Below are 19,346 nucleotides of genomic sequence, written 5' to 3'. Positions count from 1 at the left end.
CCCGCGCAGAGTCGGCCCCGCGCAGAGCCGTGCCCGCCCGAGCCGGCGTCGCGGCTCCGTGCCGCGTCGCGCCTTCGCTTCCCGCGGGCGCGAGTTGAGCTTTTGCCGCCGTGTGGCGTGCCGTTGCTCCAGGGCGGGCGGTGTGAGCGGCCGTAGGCCGCGTGGGCTTGGCACCGCGGACCTGGCAGGGAGGCGCTCCAGCGCCGACCGGTGTCTGGTGGGAACAACGGTCGTCAGTTGCACGGACCCGAGCCATGGAAATCAGTCCGAAGGCACCCAGTACCCTCGGTGGCATGCAGCGTTGGCGGGGAACGCAGGCCGCGCCCGGGGGCTGGGGCCGCGCGGTCGCGACGATCGGCGTGTTCGACGGCGTCCACCGGGGGCACCAGCAGATCATCGGGCACGCCGTGAAGCGTGCCGGGGAGCTGGGGGTGCAGTCGGTCGTCGTGACGTTCGACCCGCATCCGTCCGAGGTTGTGCGGCCGGGGTCACATCCGGCGGTGCTCACCGAGCCGGGGCGCAAAGCCGAGCTTATCGAGGCGCTCGGGGTCGACGTGCTGTGCGTCGTGCCCTTCACGGTGGAGTTCTCGCGGCTCAGTCCCGAGGAGTTCGTGCACGACGCGCTCGTCGAGCATCTGCACACCGCGCTGATCGTGGTGGGGGAGAACTTCCGGTTCGGGCACAAACAAGCGGGGGACGTCGAGCTGCTGCGGCGGCTCGGGCGGACGTTCGGGTTTGGCGTCGAAGGGGCACCGCTCGTCGCCGACGAAGGGACCGTGTTCTCGTCCACCTACATCCGCAGCTGCGTCGATGCGGGAGACGTCGCGGCGGCGGCGCGGGCGCTCGGGCGGGCGCATCGGCTCGAAGGGGTGGTGGTGCGGGGGGACCAGCGCGGGCGTGAGCTCGGGTTTCCGACCGCCAACCTGCTCGTGCCGGCCAATGCCGCGGTGCCGGCCGACGGGATCTACGGCGCTTGGCTCAACCGGGAGCGGGACGGGGCCCGGTACCAGGCCGCGGTGTCGATTGGGACAAATCCCACCTTTTCCGGCAAGGAGCGGCGGGTCGAGGCGTTCGTGCTGGACTTCGAGGGTGACCTGTACGGCGAGAGGGTGAGTCTCGACTTCGCCGCGCGGCTGCGCGAGCAGCGCACCTACCAGGGGATCGAGCCGCTGGTCGCGCAGATCGCCGAGGACGTCGACCAGACGCGCGACGTGCTGCGCGGCGGTCCGATGCGCGCCTGAACGGTCCGGTCTGTTAGCCTTGGATAGACGCCGGGTGACCGGCGGGGGTCAGGCTGCCTGCACGACGCCGCGGGAGCCGGCCGACGAATCCACGGTAAAGGGAGAACATGGCGCTCGATTCTGCGCAGAAGACCGAGATCATCTCGAAGTACGCGACCGTCGAAGGCGACACCGGGTCGCCGGAGGTGCAGGTCGCGATGCTGACGAAGCGGATCGCGGACCTCACCGAACACCTCAAGCAGCACAAGCACGACCACCACAGCCGGCGCGGCCTGCTGCTGCTGGTCGGCCGTCGCCGCCGCCTGCTCAACTACCTGCAGCGCAGCGACATCGCCCGCTACCGCTCGCTGATCGAGCGGCTCGGCCTGCGGCGATAACGACTCGTTCACGGGGGAGTGGCGAAAAACCACCCAAACCGAATCGATGGCGCTTCGCTGGAATCGATTCGGCCCGGGGCCCGGAATTCGCCGCTCCCCCGTCGAGTAGTGACACACTGAAATGGCAGCGCCCCGCCGAGCGGGTCGGCGCACCGGTCCTCGGTAGTGGCTTCCGGGTGAACAACCTCCCCGTGAGCTTCGATCGAAGACCGGCCGCAGACAGCTCCGCCGAGGGCGAACCACGACCCAAAGGGAGCAACAAGACAACATGACCGAGCAGAGCAATCTCGGTACGCACAGCAGCACCGCGGTCATCGACAACGGCGCGTTCGGCACCCGGGAGATCACCTTCTCCACCGGGCGGCTCGCGCGCCAGGCGGCGGGCTCGGCCCTCGCCCAGCTCGGCGAGACCGTGGTCCTGTCTGCGACGACCGCCGGCAAGCAGCCGAAGGACCAGTTCGACTTCTTCCCGCTGACGGTGGACGTCGAGGAGCGCATGTACGCGGCCGGGCGCATCCCCGGCTCCTTCTTCCGCCGCGAGGGCCGGCCCAGCGAGGACGCGATCCTCACCTGCCGGCTCATCGACCGGCCGCTGCGCCCGAGCTTCGTCAAGGGCCTGCGCAACGAGGTCCAGGTCGTCGAGACCGTGCTGGCGCTGGACCCGGCCCACCCGTACGACGTCGTGGCGATCAACGCCGCCTCGATGTCGACCAAGCTGTCCGGCCTGCCGTTCTCCGGCCCGATCGGCGCGACCCGCATGGCCCACGTCGACGGGCAGTGGGTGGCGTTCCCGACGGTCGAGGAGCTCGGCCGGGCCACCTTCGACATGGTCGTGGCCGGGCGGGTCCTGCCCGACGGCGACGTGGCGATCATGATGGTGGAGGCCGAGGCGACCGAGCACACGGTGGCGCTCGTCGCCGGCGGCGCGCCCGCGCCGACCGAGGAGGTCGTCGCCGGCGGCCTGGAGGCGTCCAAGCCCGCGATCCGCGAGCTGTGCCGGGCCCAGTCGGAGCTCGCCGAGGTCGCCGCGAAGCCGGTGCAGGAGTTCCCGGTCTTCCTCGACTACCAGCCCGACGCCTACGAGGCCGTCGCCGGCGCGGTGAAGGACGAGGTCGCCGAGGCCCTGCGCATCGCCGCGAAGGCGGAGCGCGAGGAGGCCCTCGACCGGGTCAAGGAGGCCGCCTTCCAGCGCCTCGCCGGTCAGTTCGACGGGCGCGAGAAGGAGATCGGCGCCGCGCTGCGGTCGCTGACCAAGAACGAGGTCCGCGCCCGCGTGCTGCGCGAGCAGGTCCGCATCGACGGCCGCGGCCCGCGCGACATCCGGCCGCTGACCGCCGAGGTGCAGGTCCTGCCCCGCGTGCACGGCTCGGCGCTGTTCGAGCGCGGCGAGACCCAGATCCTGGGCGTCACCACGCTGAACATGCTGCGCATGGAGCAGACGCTGGACACGCTCGCGCCCGAGAAGTCCAAGCGGTACATGCACAACTACAACTTCCCGCCGTACTCGACCGGTGAGACCGGCCGCGTCGGCGCCCCGAAGCGCCGCGAGATCGGTCACGGCGCGCTCGCCGAGCGGGCCCTGATCCCGGTCCTGCCGGCCCGCGAGGAGTTCCCCTACGCGATCCGGCAGGTGTCGGAGGCGCTGGGCTCCAACGGCTCCACGAGCATGGGCTCGGTCTGCGCCTCGACCATGGCGCTGCTGTCGGCCGGCGTGCCGCTCAAGGCGCCGGTGGCCGGCATCGCGATGGGCCTGATCTCCGACGAGGTCGACGGCAAGACGCAGTACGTCACGCTGACCGACATCCTGGGCGCCGAGGACGCGTTCGGCGACATGGACTTCAAGGTCGCCGGCACGCGGGACTTCGTGACCGCGCTGCAGCTGGACACCAAGCTCGACGGCATCCCGTCGGACGTGCTGGCCGGCGCCCTGCAGCAGGCCCACGACGCGCGCCACGTCATCCTCGACGTCATGGCCGAGGCGATCGAGTCGCCGGCCGGCATGAGCCAGTACGCGCCGCGGGTGACCACGGTGCGCATCCCGGTCGACAAGATCGGCATGGTGATCGGCCCCAAGGGCCAGACCATCAACGCGATCCAGGACGAGACCGGCGCCGAGATCAGCATCGAGGACGACGGCACGATCTACGTCGGCGCGACCGACGGCCCGTCGGCCGAGGCCGCGGTGGAGCGGATCAACGCCATCGCCAACCCGACCATGCCGAAGGTCGGCGACAAGTTCCTCGGCACCGTGGTGAAGACGGCCGCGTTCGGCGCCTTCATCTCGCTGCTGCCGGGCCGCGACGGCCTGCTGCACATCTCCAAGGTGGGCAACGGCAAGCGGGTCGACAAGGTCGAGGACTTCCTCAACGTCGGCGACAAGGTCGAGGTGCAGATCGCGGACATCGACAACCGCGGCAAGATCTACCTGGACAAGGTGCTGGCCGAGGGCGAGCAGCCGCCGGCGCCGGCCGAGGGCGGCGAGCGTCCGCCGCGGGAGCCTCGCGGCGACCGTGGTGGCGACCGTGGCCCGCGCCGCGACCGGGGCGAGCGCGCCGACCGCGGCCCGCGCCCGGCCGAGGGTGAGGGCGCGCCCGCGCCCGCGGGTGACGAAGGTGGCGAAGGCGGGGAGTTCCGCCGTCGGCGTAGCCGGCGCGACTGATCCATGGCGAATCGAGCGCAGACCCAGACGCTGTCCGACGACCCGCTGGGCGGAACGGTGCGCCGCACCGTGCTGCCCAACGGGCTGCGGATCCTGACCGAGTCCATCCCGGCGATGCGCAGCGTGTCGTTCGGCGTCTGGGTCGGCATCGGTTCGCGGGACGAGACGCCCACGCTGTCGGGCGTCTCGCACTTCCTCGAGCACCTGCTGTTCAAGGGCACCAAGCGGCGCACCGCGCTGGACATCTCCGCGCAGATCGAGGCGGTCGGCGGGGAGACCAACGCGTTCACCGCGAAGGAGTACACGTGCTACTACGCGCGGGTGCTCGACGCGGACCTGCCGCTGGCCATCGACGTGGTCTGTGACCTCGTCACCGACTCGGTGCTGGCCGGGGCGGACGTCGAGACCGAGCGTGGCGTGATCCTCGAGGAGATCGCCATGCACGACGACGAGCCCGGCGACGAGGTCCACGACGTCTTCACCGAGGCCGTGTACGGCCACCACCCGCTCGGCCGGCAGATCTCCGGCTCGGTGGCGAGCATCTCGGCGCTGACCCGCAAGCAGATCGACGGGTTCTACCGCAAGCGGTACCGCCCGGAGACCATGGTCATCGCGGCGGCCGGCCACCTCGACCACGCCAAGGTCGTGCGGGCCGTGCGCGCCGCGTTCGAGCGGGCCGGCTGGGGCGACACGCCGGCCGTGCCCGCGCCGCGGCGCTCCCGCACCAACCGCGTGCCGGCCCGCTCCGGGCAGGTCGTGGTGCGCAACAAGGACACCGAGCAGGCTCACCTGGTGCTGGGCTGCAGTGGGTACGCGCGCCAGCACGAGGACCGGTTCGCCCTCGGCGCGCTCAACAACGTGCTCGGCGGCGGCATGTCCAGCCGGCTGTTCCAGCAGATCCGGGAGCAGCGCGGGCTGGCGTACTCGGTGTACTCCTTCACGTCGCAGTACAGCGACACCGGCCTCTTCGGCGTCTACGCCGGCTGCGCGCCGGGCAAGGTCGAGGAGGTCCTCGCGATCACCCGCGAGGAGCTCGCGCGGGTGGCCGGCGAGGGGGTCACCGACGAAGAGGTGGAACGCGGCAAGGGCATGCTCAAGGGCGCCGTCGTGCTCGGCCTGGAGGACACCGGGTCGCGGATGAGCCGCCTCGGCAAGGGCGAGCTGCTGTACGACGAGCTGCTCTCCGTCGACGACGTCCTGCGCCACGTCGACGCGGTCACCCCGGAGCAGGTCCGCCGGGTCGCCGCCGACCTGCTCACCCGCCCGATGTCGCTCGCCGCGATCGGCGATTTCGACGACCGCGCGTTCAAGGGCGCCCTCGACTGACGATAAGTTGGTCGGCGTGAGCGAAGCTGTGGAGCCGATCCGGGTCGGGGTGCTGGGCGCCCGGGGGCGCATGGGGGCCGAGGCGTGCCGCGCCATCGACGCGAGCGACGACCTGGAGCTCGTCGCCATGGTCGACGAGGGCGACTGGCTGTCCAACGTGTCCGACGCCGGCGCCGACGTCGTCGTGGACTTCACCACGCCCGACGTGGTGATGGACAACATCCGCTGGTGCATCGACCAGGACATCGCGATGGTCATCGGCACGTCGGGCTTCACCACCGAGCGCCTCGAGGAGGTGCGCGGCTGGCTGGCCCGCAAGCCCGGCCTCGGCATCGTCGTCGCGCCCAACTTCGCGATCGGCGCGGTGCTCATGATGGAGTTCGCCGCCCGGGCCGCCCGCTTCTTCGAGTCGGTCGAGATCGTCGAGATGCACCACCCGAAGAAGATCGACGCGCCGAGCGGCACCGCGCTGCGGACGGCGCAGCTCATCGCGCAGGCGCGGGCGGAGGCCGGCCTGGGTGCCGTGCCCGACGCCACCAAGGACGAGATGGCCGGCGCGCGCGGGACCGACGTGGAGGGCATCCGGGTCCACGCGCTGCGCGCCACCGGGCTCGTCGCCCATCAGGAGGTTCTCTTCGGTACCGCGGGAGAGACCCTGACGATCCGGCACGACTCCTACGACCGGGCGTCGTTCATGCCGGGTGTACTCCTCGGTGTCCGCTCCGTCGTGAAGCGCCCCGGCCTCACGGTCGGCCTGGGCGCCCTGCTCGACTGAGCGTCCCACATCGTGGGAGCCGGCGGCTCCAAATCGGTCGCAACCGGGTCACGTGGTGATAACGGAATCCTCGGAGTCCTGTTCGAGCGAGGTGTGCCAGCGGATCTGCGGCACCAGCAGATCATCGACGTCGAGCGATCGGCTGACCCCGTCCGGGGCCCAGCCGGCGCCCTCCAGAAATCGACGTGTAACGCGGTCGTCAGCGAACGTCCACGCAAGCGCTGTCGTGAATCCGTCAGTTCGCCACAAATCCACGCTTGCCGCCAGCAATCGGCTGCCGTGGCCGCGGCGCCCCCAGCGGGGCTCGACCAGCAGGTCAGTGATCGCCGCAGTGGCCTCAAATGCCTTGTCAAGGGTGGTGTGATCTTCATCCGGGGCGAGTGCCGTGTCGTCTGCCGGACCTGACGCGGCAAACCCCACGACGTAAGATGACTCGAGTCCGGCGTCGGGCCCTGTTTCCGGCGAAACGACCTCATCTACGGATCTATCGACCTGTTCCACCGCCACCAGGACCCGGTGTGCCGGACTTGGCGGCTCCGCGATTGCCTCCCGCCACCTGCGGGTAATCCAGTCCTCGTCCAGCCGGTCGAGGATGTGTTTCGGCAGGAGTCGCCGATAGGCGACCCGCCAGGTTGTGAGTTGGATGCGCGCGATCTCGACGACGTCGTCGATTCGCGCCGGACGGACGAACCCGAGCGTCATGAAGCAGCACCCTACGGATTTTGTGTGAATCGCAACGCGGCGGGGTAGCGCCCGCTCGTCACAGTTGGACCGGCGGGACCGTTGAGTCTTCTGATGGAACTTCGGCAGCGAGCGACTGGGAGGGCAGAACAGGTGGCGGAGCGAGGACGGGTCGCCGAGTCGACGGCCGTCCGGCCCAAGCTACGGCCCGGAGCCAGGAAGACGCTCATCGTGGTGGCCGTCTGGGCCGTTGTGTGGGCCTTCCTGCTCGCGTGCGCGGCTCACAACGGGTTCTTCGACCTCAAGGTCTACTACGGCGCGATGGACTATTGGGTCAACCGCGGCGGCGACATCTACGACTACCTGACGCCCGGCACCCCCTACGGCTTCACCTACCCGCCGCTCGCGGCCATGCTGATGACGCCCATGTCGCTCATCGGGTGGAACACCGCGATCGTCGTGAGCGTGACGATGAACGTGCTGGCGATGGTCGCGATCCTGACCTGGCTGCTCAGGCCGATCTTCAAGCGGCAGGGCTGGAACTTCTGGTTCGCGATGGGCATCGCGGCCGCCCTGGCCGCGGCGTTCGAGCCGGTCCGCGAGACGGTGAACTTCGGCCAGGTCAACATCCTGCTGCTGTTCCTCGTCGTCGGCGACGTCCTCGTGCTGGTCCGCGGCGGCAGCCGCCTCGGCGGCCTCGGCATCGGCCTGGCCACCGCGATCAAGCTCACCCCGGGCATCTTCATCGTCTACCTGCTCGTCACCCGCCGGTGGCGCGCCGCCGCCGTCTCCGCCGCGACCGCCACGGCCGCGACCTGGGCCGCCGCGACGCTCGCGCCCGACGCCTCGCGCGTCTTCTGGACCGACGCGGTGTGGAACACCGACCGGGTGGGCTCGCCGACCTTCGTGTCCAACCAGGCGCTCACCGGCCTCGTCGGGCGGATCTTCAACCCCGACCCGATGAAGCCGCTGTGGCTGCTGCTCGTGCTCATCACGCTCGCCGTGTGGTACTGGCGGACCCGCCGCGCGATCCGCAACAAGGACGAGGTCGCCGGCCTGGCCCTGACCGGCATCGTCGGCTGCATGGTGAGCCCGATCACGTGGATCCACCACCTCGTCTGGGTGCTGCCCTCGATCGTGGTGCTCTTCGACTACGCCACCGACCGCTCGCTCGACCCGCGCCGGCGGCGCAACCTCATGATCGCGTTCGGGTTCTCGTTCGCGCTGCTGTGCAGCCGCACGCCGTGGGCGTTCCACGCGAAGTTCGACGGGCTGGGCCTGATCGGCGGCAACGCCTACATCCTGCTCATGATCGTGCTGCTGTTCGCCCTGCCGATCCGCGAGCCGGCCGACAGCGGCGCCGGCCAGGGCCTGTCGGCCGACCCCGGGCGCTCCACCGGCCCGGCCGTCGAGGACGTGCCCGACCTCGTCGACCTCGACCGGAAGGTCAGCGCCGCGTTCGACGCGAAGGACGTCGGCGGCACCGTGCGCAGCGAGGCCGGGCCCAACGTGGAGCCCGCACGCCCGCTGGTCGGCGCCTAGCACCCACCGGTCACGCACCCACCGTCACTGCCGGACGGTGGCCCCGAGCAGGGGGCCGCCGTCCGGTTTTTTGTCGTACCCCGGCGATAGCCTCCTTGGCGATGACCGAGTACCTGACACTCACCCAGGCCCGGCGGGTCGCGCTCGCCGCACAGGGCTTCGCCGACCGGGTCCCGGCCGGGGAGCCGGAGCGCCGGCACGTGCGCCGCGTGCTGGAGCGCACCGGGCTGCTGCAGATCGACTCCGTCAACGTCGTGCAGCGCGCCCACTACCTGCCCGCCTACAGCCGGCTCGGGCCCTACGACCCGGCCCTGCTCGACCGGCTCGCCTATCGGCGCCCCCGGGAGCTGTTCGAATACTGGGCGCACGAGGCATCCCTGGTCCCCGTGCGGCTGCAGCCGATGCTGCGCTGGCGGATGAGCTCCGGCGCCGCCTGGGGCCGGATGGTCCGCATCGCCCGGGAGCAGCCCGACCTGGTCCGCTGGGTGCTCGAGGAGATCCGCGCCAAGGGGCCGGTCAGCGCCGCCGAGGTCGAGGGCGACCTCATCCAGCCGAGGCGCAAGGACCACTGGGGCTGGAACTGGTCGGACACCAAGACCGCGATCGAGTGGCTCTTCTACTCCGGCGAGGTGAGCGTCGCCCGGCGCAACTCGTCCTTCGCCCGGGTGTATGACGTGCCCGAGCGCATCCTGCCGCCCGAGGTCGTCAACGCGCCCACGCCGGCGCCGGCCGACGCGTTCCGCGAGCTGGTCCGGGTCGCCGCCCGCGGCCTCGGGGTCGCCGCGGAGGCGGAGCTGCGCGACTACTTCCGGCTGCCCCTCGCGGGCGCCCGCGCGGCGATCGCCGAGCTGGTCGAGGCGGGGGAGCTGGTGCCGGTCGAGGTGCAGGGGTGGCCGCAGCGGGCCTACCTGCACGCCGAGGCCCGGATCCCGCGCCGGATTGCGGCGTCCACGCTGGTCAGCCCGTTCGACCCGCTGATGTGGGAGCGGGGGCGGGTGCAGCGGCTGTTCGGCTTCAACTACCGCATCGAGATCTACGTGCCGCCGTTGCAGCGGCTGTATGGCTACTACGTGCTGCCGTTCCTGCTCGGCGACCGGCTGGTGGCCCGGCTCGACCTGAAGGCGGACCGGAAGGCGGGGGTGCTGCAGGTGCCGGCGGCGTGGATCGAGCCGGGGGTGAAAGCGCCGGGGGAGGTGGCGGAGGCGCTGGCCGCGGAGCTCCGGCGGTTCGCGGGCTGGCTCGGGCTGGGCGCGGTCGACCGGCCCGACCGCGGCGACTTCGCCGAGCAGCTCGGCAAGGCGCTCGTGTAAGCGCCTCGGGAAGGCGCTTGTGTGAGCACCTCGGCCAAACGCTTGTGTGAGCGGCGCGCGAAGGCGCTCGTGTGAGTGCATCTCGGCGAGGCGCTCGTGTGAGCGCATCGGGCAGGCGCTCGTGTGAGTGCTTCGGGCAGGCGCTTGTGCGAGCGGCGCGCGAAGGCGCTCGTGTGAGTGCATCTCGGCGAGGCGCTCGTGTGTGCGGCTCGGGGGGCGCTTGTGCGACGCGGCTCGGCGAGGCGCCTGTGTGAGCGGGTGGCCGCTCGTGTGAGTGGCGCGCCCCGGGGTCGGCAAAAAGCCGACCGTGGGGGCGTGCGTGAGCGGTGTAGCGTATTGAGCGTGACGTCGCCGTTGTCGGCCCCGCTGCCCGGTGTGCTGGGTGAGGAGGCGGCCGAGCAGTCTTCGCAGCTGCCGCCGCCCGTGTACCACTACGCCTATGCGCCGCCCGGGCGGTTTGCGCGGTTCCTGTCACGGCTTCCGGCCTGGGCGGGCCCGGCCGGGGTCGGGGCGCTGATCTCCGGCGGTGTGGCCTACACGCTGCTGATGAAGCCGACCTCCGCGGGCGCGGCCGACACCCCGACGTGCCTGGTCAAGCTGCTGACCGGCTTCGACTGCCCGGGGTGCGGCGGGACCCGCGCCGCCTGGTATCTGCTGCACGGCGACATCCCGGCCGCGGCGCACCACCACGCGCCGCTGGTGTTCGCGGCGCCGTTCCTGGCGTATCTGTACGTCGCCTGGACCGTCAACCGGCTCAACCTGCCGTTCAAGCTGCCGGTGCTGCGCATCTCCAACGGCGCGCTCATCGGCTTCCTCGGCGTGTGGCTGGTGTTCTCGATCCTGCGAAACTTGCCCTGGGCCCCGTTCACCTACTTTTACGTCTAGGTAAGCTCGGCGAATGCTCTCCGTCAAAGCGATCGCGTGGACCCACTTCGAGCCGCCCTCGGACGTGGCCTGGGAGACCGACGCCGACGGGGGCGAGGCGCTGGCCGAGTTCGCCGGGCGCGCGTGCTACCAGTCGTGGAGCAAGCCCAACCCGGCCACCGCGACCAACGCCGGATACCTGCGGCACATCCTCGAGGTCGGGCACCTCTCGGTGCTGGAGCACGGGACCGTCACGTTCTACCTGACCGGCGTGTCGCGCTCGTTCACGCACGAGCTGGTGCGGCACCGGCACTTCTCGTACTCGCAGCTGTCCCAGCGGTACGTGCCGGGGCGGGACCAGGTCATGGTCGAGCCGGCCGTGATCGCCGAGGACCCGGCGCTGCACAAGACCTTCGTCGAGGCGAGCGAGGCCGCGCTGCGGGCCTACAACGAGCTGCTCGAGGGGCTCGAGGCCAAGTTCGCCGACGTCGAGAACAAGACGTCGCGGCGCAAGCAGGCGCGGCAGGCCGCCCGGGCGGTGCTGCCGAACGCGGCCGAGACGAGGATCGTGGTGACCGGCAACTACCGGGCCTGGCGGCACTTCGTGACCATGCGCGCGAGCGAGGGTGCCGACGTGGAGATCCGTGAGGTTGCCGTCGCGTGCCTGCGGGAACTGCAGCGCGTCGCGCCGAGCGTGTTCGGGGATTTCACCATCTCGCAGCTCGCGGACGGCACCGAGGTGGCGTCCCCGCAGTACACCTGGGAATCTTGAGAAATGCGCGCTCGGGCCTTCCGCTAGGTTGTGCGTATGACACGCACCGGTTCCGTCCCCGGTCGGCCGTTCGGCCGGCTGCTCAGCGCGATGGTCACGCCGTTCGGGCCTGACGGGTCGCTCGACGTCGACGGCGCCGCCCGGCTCGCCGTCCACCTGGTGGACGAGCAGCAGCACGACGGCCTGGTGGTCAACGGCACCACGGGCGAGTCGGCAACCACCAGCGACGCCGAGAAGGACCGGGTCCTGCGGGCGGTCGTGGAGGCCGTCGGCGACCGGGCCACCGTCATCGCGGGCGTGGGCACCAACGACACCGCGCACACCGTAGAGCTTTCCCGCGCCGCCGAGAAGGCGGGCGCGGACGGGCTGCTCGTCGTGACGCCGTACTACAACAAGCCGCCCCAGGCCGGCCTGGTCCACCACTTCCGGACCGTCGCCGACTCCTCCGGGCTGCCCGTGATGCTCTACGACATACCCGGGCGCTCCGGCGTGGCGATCGAGACCGAGACCATGTGCCGGCTCTCCGAGCACGAGCGCATCATCGCCGTGAAGGACGCCAAGGGCGACCTCGGCGAGAGCGCGTGGGTGATCAAGCGCACCGGCCTGGCGTACTACTCCGGCGAGGACAAGCTGACGCTGCCGCTGCTGTCGGTCGGCGCGGTCGGCGTCGTGGGCGTGCCCACGCACGTGTTCGGGCCGGACACCAAGCGGATGATCCTGGCGTACGAGGAGGGCGACGTCGCCCTGGCGCGGGAGCTGCACCTGAAGCTCCTGCCGGCATTCTGCGGGTTCTTCCGCACCCAGGGTGTCATCCTGACGAAGGCCGCCCTCACACTGCTCGGCCTGCCGGCCGGGCCGGTCCGCCCGCCGCTCGTCGCGGCGAACGCGGCGGAACTGGGGCGGCTGCGGGAAGATTGCGCCGAGGCGGGGCGCACGATCGGCACCGCCGACCAGATGGCGCACCACAACGAACTCGGAGTGGCCCTATGACGGTGGCGCACGTCGAGCTCGATCCGCCGCCCCCACTGCAGCCCGGCACCCTGCGGGTGACCCCGCTGGGCGGGCTCGGCGCGATCGGCCGCAACATGACGCTGCTCGAGTACGACGGCAAGCTGCTCGTCATCGACTGCGGCGTGCTGTTCCCCGACGTCGAGCAGCCCGGCGTCGACCTCATCCTGCCGGACTTCTCGTCGATCCTCGACCGCCTGGAGTACGTTCAGGCGATCGTGCTCACCCACGGCCACGAGGACCACATCGGCGCCGTGCCATACCTGCTGGCCCACAAGCCGGACATCCCGCTCGTCGGGTCGAAGTTCACGCTCGCGCTCGTCGAGGCCAAGCTCGCCGAGCGGCGCATCGAGCCCTACTCGCTCACCGTCCGCGAGGGCCAGGTGGAGCGGCTCGGGCCGTTCGAGTGCGAGTTCTTCGCCGTCAACCACTCGATCCCGGACGCGCTCGCGGTCGCCGTCACCACGGGGGCCGGCACGGTGCTGCACACCGGCGACTTCAAGATGGACCAGCTGCCGCTGGACGGGCGCATCACCGACCTGGCCGGGTTCGCGCGGCTGGGCGCCGAAGGCGTCGACCTGCTGCTGTCGGACTCGACCAACGCCGAGATCCCCGGGTTCGTCACCCCCGAGCGGGAGATCGGCCCCGTCCTGGAGCGCATCTTCGGCCGGGCCACCGGGCGGATCATCGTCGCGTCGTTCGCCTCCCACGTGCACCGCGTGCAGCAGGTGTTCGACGCGGCACACGCGCACGGGCGCAAGGTCGCCCTCATCGGCCGCTCGATGGTGCGCAACATGGGCATCGCCCGCGACCTGGGGCTGCTGCGCATCCCGCACGGCCTGGTCGTGGCCATAGACGAGGCGATGAGCCTGCCGGCCGACCGGGTCGTGCTCATGTCCACCGGGTCGCAGGGCGAGCCGATGAGCGCGCTCGGGCGCATGGCCAACGGCGACCACCGCCACATCGTCATCGGCGAGGGCGACACCGTGGTGCTGGCCTCGTCGCTGGTGCCGGGGAACGAGACCGCGGTGTACCGCGTGATCAACCAGCTCTCGCGGGCCGGTGCGATCGTGGTGCACAAGGACGTGGCCAAGGTGCACGTCTCCGGGCACGCGCCGGCCGGCGAGCTGCTGTACCTGCTGAACGTCGTCAAGCCGCGCAACTTCATGCCGGTGCACGGCGAGTGGCGGCACCTGCGGGCGCACGCGCAGTTGGCCCGTGAGGCCGGCGTCGCGGACGAGCGCGTCGTGCTGTGCGAGGACGGCGACGTCGTCGACCTGGCCGGCGGCGAGGCGCGCCTCGTCGGGCACATCCGCTCCCGGTACGTCTACGTCGACGGCCTCGCCATCGGCGACGTCGGCGAGTCGCTGCTGACCGAGCGGCGCATCCTCGGCGACGGCGGGTTCATCGCCGCGACCGTGGTCATCGACTCCGTCACCGGCAAGGTCGTGGCCGGGCCGACGGTGTCGGCGAAGGGCTTCTCCGACGACCCGGCGGTGTTCAACGCCGTGCTGCCGCTGGTCACCGAGGCGCTCAACAAGGCGGCGACCGAGGGCATCACCGACCCGCACCAGCTGCAGCAGATCGTGCGGCGCACGGTCGGGCGGTGGGTCAACGAGGCGTACCGGCGCCGGCCCATGATCGTTCCGACGGTGGTCGAGGTCTGAGATGTACGCGGCGCTCGCGACGACGGTCCTGGTGCTGCACTTCTGCTATCTGGCGTACGTCGTGCTCGGCGGGTTCCTCGTCTGGCGGTGGCCCATGGCCTTCTGGCCGCACCTGGCCGCCGCCGCGTGGGGCCTCGCCGTGGTCACGATCCCGCTGACGTGCCCGCTGACCGTCCTCGAGCACTGGGCCCGGCGCAAGGCGGGGCAGGGCATCAGCGACCGCGGGTTCATCGACACGTACATCGAAAACGTCCTCTACCCCGAGCGGTACACCCACTTGCTGCAGGTCCTGGTGGGTGTGCTCGTCGTGGTGTCCTATGCGGTGGCCTTCGTGAAGTTCCGGCACCGGCGTGCCGAGCGAAAAATGTCGGAGCCCCCCGCTACGGTGTGACCATGGCGGGCCGCACCTCCCAGGCCGGCCGCGGCGGAGGCACGTCCAACGCGCGCGGCGGTTCGAACACGCGTGCGACACCGCAGAAGCGGGCGACACCGCGGGCGCGGGCCTCCGGGGCGGCCGCGACGAAGACCACCCCCGCGACGCGCGGGCGGGCCGCGCCGCGCACGACGACCCGCGCCACGCCGGTGCGCCGCCGCCGCACCGGGGCGATGGTCGCCACGCCGCTCGGGCTGTTCGGCCGCGGCATGATCGCCGTCTGGATGGGCCTGGCGCACAGCGTCGGCTGGGGCGCCCGGGCCATCGGCCGGCAGGCCGCCACCGCCCGCGACCTCGACCCCGAGCACCGCCGCGACGGCGCCGGCCTCGCCATGATCGGCGCCGCGGTGCTGCTCACCGCGGCGCTGTGGTTCGAGGCGGCGGGCCCGGTCGGGCGCTGGCTGGCCGGCATCCTCCACACGTTCATCGGCGCCTCCTCGGCGGTCCTGCCGATCCTGCTCATCATCAGCGGCGTGCGCGTCATGCGCTCCGGCGGCGGCGAGCCCGACGAGCGCCGCGGCCGCGGCTTCGTCGGCTGGGGCGCCGTCTTCCTCGCCGGCACCGGCCTGCTGCACCTCATCGCCGGCAGCCCGACGCTGCCGGCCAAGATGGACCGGGCCGGCGGTCTGCTCGGCCGGGGCAGCGGCGGCGGGCTGGAGATGGCCGTCACCGCCTGGGTCGCCGTGCCGCTGCTCGTGCTGCTGCTGCTCTTCGGGCTGCTCGTCGTCACGTCCACCCCGATCAGCCGCATCCCGCAGCGCTGGCGCCAGCTGCGCGACCTTGCCCTCGGCCGGGTCGAGGACCCGACGCTCGTCGACGACGAGGAGGAGTTCGAGGAGCTCTACGACGAGCCCGAGCCGCCCGCCCGGCGCCCTCCGGCCCGGCGCCGGCCGAGCGCCAAGGCCGACGAGCCGGCGCCGCTGCCGCACCCGCTCGGCCTCGACCCGGGCGAGTTCGACGCGGCCGCGCCCGACCTCGACCCGGAGCTCGTCCACGACACCGTCGTGCTGCAGCGCATGCCCGCCGCCGGGCGCCGGCGCTCGAAGAAGGAGGCCGAGCCGGCCCCGGACCGCGAGCCGCCCGAGCACTCGCCGCTGCCCACCCGGGCCGAGCAGCTCGCGCTCACCGACGCCGACTACAAGCTGCCCCCGCCGACCCTGCTCGGCACCGGCGACGCCCCGCGCGGGCGCACCCGGGCCAACGACGAGGTCATGAACGCGCTGCAGGGCGTCTTCGAGCAGTTCGGCGTCGACGCGATGGTCACCGGGTTCACCCGAGGCCCGACAGTGACCCGCTACGAGGTCGAGATCGGCCACGGCGTCAAGGTCGAGCGGATCACCGCCCTGTCCAGGAACATCGCCTACGCGGTGAAGTCGGCGGACGTGCGCATCCAGAGCCCGATCCCGGGCAAGAGCGCGGTCGGCGTGGAGATCCCCAACCCCGACCGGGAAAACGTGGCCCTCGGCGACGTGCTGCGCTCCCGGGCCGCGACCGGCGACCACCACCCGCTGATCGTCGCGCTCGGCAAGGACATCGAGGGCGGCTACGTCGTGGCCAACCTCGCCAAGATGCCGCACATCCTCATCGCCGGCGCGACCGGGGCGGGCAAGTCGTCGTGCCTCAACAGCCTGCTCGTGTCGCTGCTGACCCGGGCCACGCCGGAGGAGGTGCGGCTGCTGCTGGTCGACCCGAAGCGGGTCGAGCTCACGAGCTACGAGGGCATCCCGCACCTGGTCACGCCGATCGTCACCAACCCGAAGAAGGCGGCCGACGCCCTCGACTGGGTCGTCGGCGAGATGGACATGCGCTACGACGACCTCGCCGCGGCCGGCGTGCGCCACATCGACGACTACAACCGCAAGGTGCGGGCCGGGCAGATCACGGCGCCGCCGGGCAGTGAGCGGCAGATCCGGCCCTATCCCTACCTGCTGGTCGTCGTCGACGAGCTCGCCGACCTCATGATGGTCGCGCCGCGCGACGTCGAGGACTCGGTGGTGCGCATCACACAGCTGGCCCGCGCGGCCGGCATCCACCTGGTCCTGGCCACCCAGCGGCCCAGCGTCGACGTCGTCACCGGCCTGATCAAGGCCAACGTGCCGTCGCGGCTGGCGTTCGCCACGTCGAGCCTCGCCGACTCGCGGGTCATCCTCGACCAGCCCGGCGCCGAGAAGCTCATCGGCCGCGGCGACGCGCTGTTCCTGCCGATGGGGGCGTCGAAGCCGGTCCGCATCCAGGGCGCGTGGGTCAGCGAGACCGAGATCAACGACATCGTCAAGTTCTGCAAGGACCAGCGCGAGCCCGAGTTCCGCGAGGGCGTCACCGAGAAGCGCGACGAGGGCAAGAAGAAGATCGACGAGGAGATCGGCGACGATCTCGAGCTGCTGCTGCAGGCGATCGAGCTGGTTGTGACCAGCCAGTTCGGCTCCACCAGCATGCTGCAGCGCAAGCTGCGGGTCGGCTTCGCCAAGGCCGGGCGGCTCATGGACCTCATGGAGACCCGCGGCATCGTCGGGCCGTCCGAGGGCTCCAAGGCCCGCGACGTGCTGATCAAGCCCGACTCGCTGCCCGAGGTGCTCGGCGATCTCCGGTCCGGCGAGGACGACTGAGGTCGCGGTCCCGGTCCGGTGCTCTCCGCGTTCGTCCCGATCTGGGCGCTGACCGCCGTCGGGTACGTCACCGGCCGCGCCGGCGTGCTCGGCCCGGCCGCCGTCGACGTCCTCGGCCGGTTCGTCTTCTACGTCGCCATGCCCGCCGCGCTGCTCGACACGCTGACCCGCCAGCCGATCGGCGGCCCGGCCGGCCGCGCGGTCGCCGCCTTCGCCGCCGCGACCCTGCTCGTCGGCGCGGCCGGGTTCGCCGCGGCCCGCTGGGTGTTCGGCCGCCCCCTCGCCGAGCAGACGATCGCCGCGATGGCCTCCGGATACGTCAACGCCGGCAACCTCGGCATCCCGGTCGCCGTGCAGGTCCTCGGCGACGCGAGCTTCATCGCCGTCGTCCTGCTCATCCAGACCTCGATCCTCACCCCCGTGATCCTCGGCACACTCGACCTGGCCCGCACGGACCACGCCGCCGGCCGCATCCGCCGCCTGCTGACCGTCCCCCTGCGCAGCCCGGTCATGCTGGCCTGCGTGGCCGGCGTGCTGCTCGGCGCCGCCCACGTGCACCTGCCGCCGCCGGCCGGGAACACCGTCGCCCTCCTGGGCCGCGCGGCCGTCCCGTCCGCGCTCATCGCCCTTGGCCTGTCGTTGGTACCGCGGGAGCCGGCCGACGGTGAGCCCCGGCGCCCGGCCGAGGTCGTCCTGGCCGTGCTGCTGAAGTCCGCCGTCCAGCCGGTCGTGTGTTTCGTGCTGGCCCGGCTCGTCCTCGGCGTCACCGGCCCGGCGCTGCTGGCCGCGGTGCTGTGCGCGGCGCTGCCGACCGCGCAGAACACGTTCGTCTTCGCCCGCGCGTACGACATCGACGGCACCTACGCGCGGGACGTGATCGTCGCCTCGACCGCCCTGTCGATGGCGACCCTGACCGTGGCCGCCACGCTGCTGCAATAGTTGACGCGTGCCTGAGGAACTCGATGCGCTCACGGTCCTGGCGGACCCGCGGCGGCGGGCCGTGTACGAGCACGTGGCGGCCGCCGGGGGAGCCCTCAGCCGCGACCAGGTGGCCGAGGCGCTCGACATCGGGCGCAACCTCGCCGCGCACCACCTCGACAAGCTCGCCGAGGCCGGGCTGCTCGAGGTGTCGTTCGCGCGGCTGAGCGGCAAGGCCGGGCCGGGGGCCGGACGGCCCTCGAAGCTGTACCGGCGCTCGCCGGCCGAGCACGCCGTGAGCCTGCCGCCGCGGGGGTACCGGGTGCTGGCCGAGGTCTTCGCCGACGCGGTCGAGGAGGCCGGCGTGGAGCCCGCCCTGTACGCGGCGGCGCGCCGGCAGGGGGAGCGGCTGGGGCGCTCGGGTGCGGGCGCCGAGGAGACGCTGCGGGGGCTCGGCTACGAGCCGTACGCCGACGGGGACGTGTGGCGGCTGCGCAACTGCCCGTTCGACGGGGTGGCGCGCACGCATCCCGGTGCCGTGTGCGGGGCCAACCTCGCGCTGCTGGAGGGGGCGCTCGGCGGCGGGGTGCGGATCGAACCGGGGCCCGAGGGGTGCTGTGTCGTTGTGGAGCGGGGCACAGGGGGTACCAAAAACAATGGCTCTTGGTTTTAGACTCCCGGCATGGTGACGCATCTCGCGCAGCTCAACATCGGCGTGCCCGTAGGCCCCCGGGAGGACCCCAGGATGGCCGGGTTCTACGCCGAAATCGACCGGATCAACGCGATCGCCGACGAATGGCCCGGCTTCGTGTGGCGGCTCGTCGACGACGGCGGGGCGGACGCGACGTCGCTGCGGCCGTTCGGCGGCGACATCATGGTGAACCTCTCGGTGTGGCGCGACGTGGAGGCGCTGCGGAAGTTCACGTTCCGCAGCGGGCACCTCGACATCCTGCGACGGCGGCGGGAGTGGTTCCGTCCGTTCGGCGACGCCATCGCGGTGCTCTGGTGGGTGCCCGAGGGCCACCGGCCGAGCGTCGCGGAGGCCGGCGAACGCCTTGAGCTGCTGCGGAGCAAGGGCGCGACGGCCGAGGCGTTCACGTTCCGGGATCCGTTTCCGGCGCCGTGAGGCCGGGTCCGCTCCGCAAAATGTCAGCCCCGGTCGGTACC

General features: G+C 71.8%; 17 protein-coding genes. 16 read left to right on the top strand and 1 reads right to left on the bottom strand.

Annotation, left to right across the window (positions count from 1 at the left end; genetic code table 11):
- Nucleotides 1-293: 293 nt before the first annotated feature.
- From ACQEVU_RS42115 to dapB, 5 genes are all read left to right on the top strand, one after another.
- On the top strand, nt 294-1,241 hold the full coding sequence (locus ACQEVU_RS42115; protein ID WP_433333916.1) for a bifunctional riboflavin kinase/FAD synthetase: 948 nt from the start codon (nt 294-296) through the stop codon (nt 1,239-1,241).
- A gap of 107 nt (nt 1,242-1,348) precedes the next feature.
- Nucleotides 1,349-1,618 (top strand): 30S ribosomal protein S15, encoded by a 270-nt coding sequence (gene rpsO / locus ACQEVU_RS42110; RefSeq protein ID WP_350545513.1) that lies wholly within the window; start codon nt 1,349-1,351, stop codon nt 1,616-1,618.
- Between the two features lie 268 nt (nt 1,619-1,886).
- A complete protein-coding gene (locus ACQEVU_RS42105) occupies nt 1,887-4,277 on the top strand; it encodes a polyribonucleotide nucleotidyltransferase (RefSeq protein ID WP_433333914.1) in 2,391 nt (796 codons plus the stop codon).
- A 3-nt stretch (nt 4,278-4,280) separates the two neighbouring features.
- A complete protein-coding gene (locus ACQEVU_RS42100) occupies nt 4,281-5,603 on the top strand; it encodes a M16 family metallopeptidase (RefSeq protein ID WP_433333910.1) in 1,323 nt (440 codons plus the stop codon).
- 16 nt (nt 5,604-5,619) lie between these two features.
- Nucleotides 5,620-6,378 (top strand): 4-hydroxy-tetrahydrodipicolinate reductase, encoded by a 759-nt coding sequence (gene dapB / locus ACQEVU_RS42095; protein ID WP_433333908.1) that lies wholly within the window; start codon nt 5,620-5,622, stop codon nt 6,376-6,378.
- Between the two features lie 48 nt (nt 6,379-6,426).
- On the opposite strand, the gene ACQEVU_RS42090 is transcribed toward dapB, so the two are convergent.
- On the bottom strand, nt 6,427-7,080 hold the full coding sequence (locus ACQEVU_RS42090; RefSeq protein WP_433333906.1) for an N-acetyltransferase family protein: 654 nt from the start codon (nt 7,078-7,080) through the stop codon (nt 6,427-6,429).
- A 132-nt stretch (nt 7,081-7,212) separates the two neighbouring features.
- Between ACQEVU_RS42090 and ACQEVU_RS42085 the strand changes: the two genes are divergently transcribed.
- The 11 genes from ACQEVU_RS42085 to ACQEVU_RS42035 all read left to right on the top strand — a co-directional run bounded on the left by ACQEVU_RS42085 (nt 7,213) and on the right by ACQEVU_RS42035 (nt 19,305).
- Complete coding sequence (locus ACQEVU_RS42085) at nt 7,213-8,601, top strand: glycosyltransferase 87 family protein (protein ID WP_433333904.1); 1,389 nt, start codon at nt 7,213-7,215, stop codon at nt 8,599-8,601.
- 95 nt (nt 8,602-8,696) lie between these two features.
- Nucleotides 8,697-9,911 carry a winged helix-turn-helix domain-containing protein gene (locus ACQEVU_RS42080; protein ID WP_433333902.1) on the top strand — a complete coding sequence of 405 codons (1,215 nt, stop codon included), beginning with the start codon at nt 8,697-8,699 and terminating at the stop codon, nt 9,909-9,911.
- A 342-nt stretch (nt 9,912-10,253) separates the two neighbouring features.
- A complete protein-coding gene (locus ACQEVU_RS42075; protein ID WP_433333900.1) occupies nt 10,254-10,796 on the top strand; it encodes a DUF2752 domain-containing protein in 543 nt (180 codons plus the stop codon).
- A gap of 13 nt (nt 10,797-10,809) precedes the next feature.
- The gene (gene thyX / locus ACQEVU_RS42070; protein WP_433333898.1) at nt 10,810-11,547 is read left to right on the top strand and encodes an FAD-dependent thymidylate synthase; all 738 of its coding nucleotides are present in this window, start codon (nt 10,810-10,812) and stop codon (nt 11,545-11,547) included.
- A 36-nt stretch (nt 11,548-11,583) separates the two neighbouring features.
- Nucleotides 11,584-12,537 (top strand): 4-hydroxy-tetrahydrodipicolinate synthase, encoded by a 954-nt coding sequence (gene dapA, locus ACQEVU_RS42065; RefSeq protein WP_433333896.1) that lies wholly within the window; start codon nt 11,584-11,586, stop codon nt 12,535-12,537.
- The gene (locus tag ACQEVU_RS42060; RefSeq protein WP_433333894.1) at nt 12,534-14,222 is read left to right on the top strand and encodes a ribonuclease J; all 1,689 of its coding nucleotides are present in this window, start codon (nt 12,534-12,536) and stop codon (nt 14,220-14,222) included. Before dapA ends, ACQEVU_RS42060 begins: the two co-directional genes overlap by 4 nt.
- 1 nt (nt 14,223) lies before the next feature.
- Entirely contained in the window at nt 14,224-14,613 is a 390-nt protein-coding gene (locus tag ACQEVU_RS42055) for a DUF2784 domain-containing protein (protein ID WP_433333892.1), read from the top strand.
- 2 nt (nt 14,614-14,615) lie between these two features.
- Complete coding sequence (locus tag ACQEVU_RS42050) at nt 14,616-17,261, top strand: DNA translocase FtsK 4TM domain-containing protein (protein ID WP_433333890.1); 2,646 nt, start codon at nt 14,616-14,618, stop codon at nt 17,259-17,261.
- Nucleotides 17,262-17,279: 18 nt separating this feature from the next.
- On the top strand, nt 17,280-18,200 hold the full coding sequence (locus ACQEVU_RS42045; protein ID WP_433333888.1) for an AEC family transporter: 921 nt from the start codon (nt 17,280-17,282) through the stop codon (nt 18,198-18,200).
- Between the two features lie 7 nt (nt 18,201-18,207).
- The gene (locus ACQEVU_RS42040) at nt 18,208-18,852 is read left to right on the top strand and encodes a helix-turn-helix transcriptional regulator (protein ID WP_433333886.1); all 645 of its coding nucleotides are present in this window, start codon (nt 18,208-18,210) and stop codon (nt 18,850-18,852) included.
- A gap of 9 nt (nt 18,853-18,861) precedes the next feature.
- Complete coding sequence (locus ACQEVU_RS42035; protein WP_433333884.1) at nt 18,862-19,305, top strand: DUF3291 domain-containing protein; 444 nt, start codon at nt 18,862-18,864, stop codon at nt 19,303-19,305.
- The last annotated feature ends 41 nt before the right edge of the window (nt 19,306-19,346 follow it).

Source organism: Dactylosporangium sp. CA-139066, assembly GCF_050936175.1.
GTDB lineage: Bacteria > Actinomycetota > Actinomycetes > Mycobacteriales > Micromonosporaceae > Dactylosporangium.
Note: the sequence above shows the minus strand (reverse complement) of the source record. Positions and strands in the feature narration are given on the sequence as shown.

Bases quoted from the DNA above. Each gene is read 5' to 3' on its own strand.
- ACQEVU_RS42115 (WP_433333916.1), top strand. From the start codon at position 294: ATGCAGCGTTGGCGGGGAACGCAGGCCGCGCCCGGGGGCTGGGGCCGC.
- rpsO (WP_350545513.1), top strand. From the start codon at position 1,349: ATGGCGCTCGATTCTGCGCAGAAGACCGAGATCATCTCGAAGTACGCG.
- ACQEVU_RS42105 (WP_433333914.1), top strand. From the start codon at position 1,887: ATGACCGAGCAGAGCAATCTCGGTACGCACAGCAGCACCGCGGTCATC.
- ACQEVU_RS42100 (WP_433333910.1), top strand. From the start codon at position 4,281: ATGGCGAATCGAGCGCAGACCCAGACGCTGTCCGACGACCCGCTGGGC.
- ACQEVU_RS42090 (WP_433333906.1), bottom strand. From the start codon at position 7,080: ATGACGCTCGGGTTCGTCCGTCCGGCGCGAATCGACGACGTCGTCGAG.
- thyX (WP_433333898.1), top strand. From the start codon at position 10,810: ATGCTCTCCGTCAAAGCGATCGCGTGGACCCACTTCGAGCCGCCCTCG.
- dapA (WP_433333896.1), top strand. From the start codon at position 11,584: ATGACACGCACCGGTTCCGTCCCCGGTCGGCCGTTCGGCCGGCTGCTC.
- ACQEVU_RS42060 (WP_433333894.1), top strand. From the start codon at position 12,534: ATGACGGTGGCGCACGTCGAGCTCGATCCGCCGCCCCCACTGCAGCCC.
- ACQEVU_RS42055 (WP_433333892.1), top strand. From the start codon at position 14,224: ATGTACGCGGCGCTCGCGACGACGGTCCTGGTGCTGCACTTCTGCTAT.
- ACQEVU_RS42050 (WP_433333890.1), top strand. From the start codon at position 14,616: ATGGCGGGCCGCACCTCCCAGGCCGGCCGCGGCGGAGGCACGTCCAAC.
- ACQEVU_RS42035 (WP_433333884.1), top strand. From the start codon at position 18,862: ATGGTGACGCATCTCGCGCAGCTCAACATCGGCGTGCCCGTAGGCCCC.